The sequence below is a fragment of the Alicyclobacillus sp. CIJ1 genome (assembly GCF_057538885.1).
On the sequence record NZ_BAAJPH010000028.1, the window covers coordinates 1 to 245 of the forward strand.

The window sequence follows — 245 nt, forward strand, 5'->3', positions numbered from 1 at the left end:
GCGTAGGCGGTCGAGCAAGTCTGGAGTGAAAGTCCATGGCTCAACCATGGGATGGCTCTGGAAACTGCTTGACTTGAGTGCTGGAGAGGCAAGGGGAATTCCACGTGTAGCGGTGAAATGCGTAGAGATGTGGAGGAATACCCGTGGCGAAGGCGCCTTGCTGGACAGTGACTGACGCTGAGGCACGAAAGCGTGGGGAGCAAACAGGATTAGATACCCTGGTAGTCCACGCCGTAAACGATGAG

General features: G+C 55.9%; 1 rRNA gene. It reads left to right on the forward strand.

The features are described from left to right. Window positions 1-245: ribosomal RNA gene (locus AC27E8_RS00235) — 16S ribosomal RNA — on the forward strand; the annotation flags it as partial.